This window comes from Flavobacterium sp. (assembly GCF_031422135.1).
Classification (GTDB): Bacteria; Bacteroidota; Bacteroidia; order Flavobacteriales; family Flavobacteriaceae; genus Flavobacterium.
This window is the reverse complement of record NZ_JANOQD010000103.1, coordinates 1-2,422: the sequence shown is the minus strand read 5'-3', so window position 1 is coordinate 2,422 and position 2,422 is coordinate 1. Positions and strand designations below refer to the sequence as shown.

The following is a 2,422-nucleotide window of genomic DNA, read 5'->3' as shown; positions in this document are numbered from 1 at the left end:
CGAACGATAATGCACTCGGCACTTCTCTTCTTAACTGATGCTCTTACTTTCATTTTATTAGTATCTATAAGTAATTCTTGCTTTTGACAAATCGTAAGGACTCATTTCAAGTTTCACTTTATCACCAGGTAATAATTTGATGTAATGCATACGCATTTTTCCTGAAATGTGAGCAATTACGATATGCCCATTTTCTAATTCAACTCGAAACATTGCGTTTGACAATGCTTCAATAATTGAACCGTCTTGTTCTATTGCTGATTGTTTTGCCATATTAAGCTACTGCTTTTCTGTTTTTACCACTTTTCATCAAACCATCATAATGTCTATTTAACAAATATGAATTGATTTGTTGAACTGTATCGATTGCAACTCCAACCAAAATTAATAAAGATGTACCTCCAAAAAACAATGCCCATTGTGATTGAACACCCATTACACTAACAACAATCGCTGGGAACACAGCAAGTAAAGCAAGGAATAATGAACCTGGGAAAGTAATTAAAGACATCACATGATCTAAAAAATCTGCTGTTTCAACTCCTGGCTTAACCCCAGGAATAAAACCACCACTTCTCTTTAAATCATCTGCCATTTTATTTGTAGGGACAGTAATTGCGGTGTAAAAGTACGTAAAAATAACGATTAACAAAGCAAAAAGTAAATTATACTCCCAACCAAATATATTTTGAAATCTTGTACTTATCGATTGTGCCGTTTCAGATTGTGACAATCCAGCAACCGCAGCAGGTATAAACATAATTGCCTGTGCAAAAATGATTGGCATTACACCAGATGCATTTAATTTTAAAGGTATGAATTGTCTGTTTTCTCCCATTAAATCTTGCTCTAAATCGCCAGAAACGGAACGACGTGCATATTGAACTGGAATTCTACGAACAGCCATAACCATTAGAATACATGCAACTATAATGAGCAACCATACTATAATTTCAAGTACAATTAACATTAAGCCACCATTTCCACCTTTAATTACAGAACTAAATTCTTGTATAAATGCTTGTGGCATTCTAGCTACAATACCAACTAAAATCAATAATGAAATGCCGTTTCCTATACCTTTATCAGTTATTTTTTCTCCTAACCACATTGCAAATACTGTTCCTGTAGTTAAAATAACAACTGAAGAAAATAAGAAAGCAAATGAATTAAAACCTAACAAGAAAGCATTCTCTGGCAAAGTTCTGTACAAGTTATATATATAACCTGGCCCTTGAACTAAAGTAATAACAATAGTTAACCAACGTGTTATTTGATTCATCTTTTTTCTACCACTTTCACCTTCTTTTTGCAATTTTTGTAAATAAGGAATCGCAATTCCCATTAACTGAACTACAATCGAAGCCGAAATATAAGGCATAATACCCAAAGCAAAAACAGATGCGTTAGAAAAAGCTCCACCAGAAAAAATATCAATTAACCATCCAATACCTTTATCAGTTTGATCAGTCAATCCTTGCAATTTGGTAGCATCTATCCCTGGCAACGTAACTTGGGCACCAAAACGATAAACTAACAGAAATCCTAATGTAATTAGGATTCTGTTTTTTAGCTCCTCAATTTTCCAAACGTTTAGAAACGATTCAATAAATTTTTTCATCGTTTGGTAAATTACAATTCTATAGCTTCTCCTCCAGCAGCTTCAATAGCGGCTTTTGCAGTTGCAGTAAATTTATGTGCACTAACTTTTAATTTTGCCTTAAGCTCACCTCTACCTAAAATTTTAACAACTTCAGTTTTAGTAGCCAAACGGTTTGTAATAAATACTGTCATATCAACTGTATCCGTTACAATACCATTATCAACTAGCAGTTGTAAATTATCAAGATTCACACCTTGATACTCAACTCTATTGATATTTGTGAAACCAAACTTAGGCACACGTCTTTGAAGTGGCATCTGACCACCTTCAAATCCAATCTTTTTAGAATACCCAGAACGAGATTTTGCTCCTTTGTGACCTCTTGCAGAAGTACCACCTTTTCCAGAACCTTCTCCTCTACCTAATCTTTTATTTTGATTATGTGTTGAACCTTCAGCTGGTTGTAAATTACTTAAATTCATAACAGTGTTTGGTTATTTAGTTTCTACTACAGAAACCAAGTGTTTAACTTTGTTTATCATCCCAAGGATAGTTGGATTTGAATCATGCTCTACAACTTGACCCATTTTACGTAGACCCAAAGCTTCTAATCCTCTTTTTTGAGTAAGAGGACAATTGATTTTGCTTCTAACTTGTTTTACTAATAATTTAGCCATAATTTCCTTGAATTAACCTTTAAATACTTTCTCTAATGAAATTCCTCTTTGTCTAGACACCGTGTAAGCACTTCTCATTTGCAATAATGCATCGAAAGTTGCTTTTACCACGTTGTGTGGATTAGAAGATCCTTGAGATTTT

General features: G+C 33.8%; 4 protein-coding genes and 1 pseudogene. All 5 read right to left on the bottom strand.

Going from position 1 to position 2,422, the window contains the following annotated elements:
* Positions 1-57: 57 nt before the first annotated feature.
* Complete coding sequence (gene infA / locus RMO70_RS13170; protein ID WP_007136545.1) at positions 58-273, bottom strand: translation initiation factor IF-1; 216 nt, start codon at positions 271-273, stop codon at positions 58-60.
* Position 274: 1 nt separating this feature from the next.
* Positions 275-1,621: a preprotein translocase subunit SecY gene (gene secY, locus RMO70_RS13165; protein WP_310556898.1), complete on the bottom strand. Its 1,347-nt coding sequence runs from the start codon at positions 1,619-1,621 to the stop codon at positions 275-277.
* A gap of 11 nt (positions 1,622-1,632) precedes the next feature.
* Positions 1,633-2,085 (bottom strand): 50S ribosomal protein L15, encoded by a 453-nt coding sequence (gene rplO / locus RMO70_RS13160; protein ID WP_310556897.1) that lies wholly within the window; start codon positions 2,083-2,085, stop codon positions 1,633-1,635.
* Positions 2,086-2,097: 12 nt separating this feature from the next.
* Positions 2,098-2,280 carry a 50S ribosomal protein L30 gene (gene rpmD, locus RMO70_RS13155; protein ID WP_310556896.1) on the bottom strand — a complete coding sequence of 61 codons (183 nt, stop codon included), beginning with the start codon at positions 2,278-2,280 and terminating at the stop codon, positions 2,098-2,100.
* Between the two features lie 12 nt (positions 2,281-2,292).
* Positions 2,293-2,422 (bottom strand): annotated as a pseudogene (locus tag RMO70_RS13150) (30S ribosomal protein S5); the annotation flags it as partial.

Bases quoted from the DNA above. Each gene is read 5' to 3' on its own strand.
- infA (WP_007136545.1), bottom strand. From the start codon at position 273: ATGGCAAAACAATCAGCAATAGAACAAGACGGTTCAATTATTGAAGCA.
- secY (WP_310556898.1), bottom strand. From the start codon at position 1,621: ATGAAAAAATTTATTGAATCGTTTCTAAACGTTTGGAAAATTGAGGAG.
- rpmD (WP_310556896.1), bottom strand. From the start codon at position 2,280: ATGGCTAAATTATTAGTAAAACAAGTTAGAAGCAAAATCAATTGTCCT.
- rplO (WP_310556897.1), bottom strand. From the start codon at position 2,085: ATGAATTTAAGTAATTTACAACCAGCTGAAGGTTCAACACATAATCAA.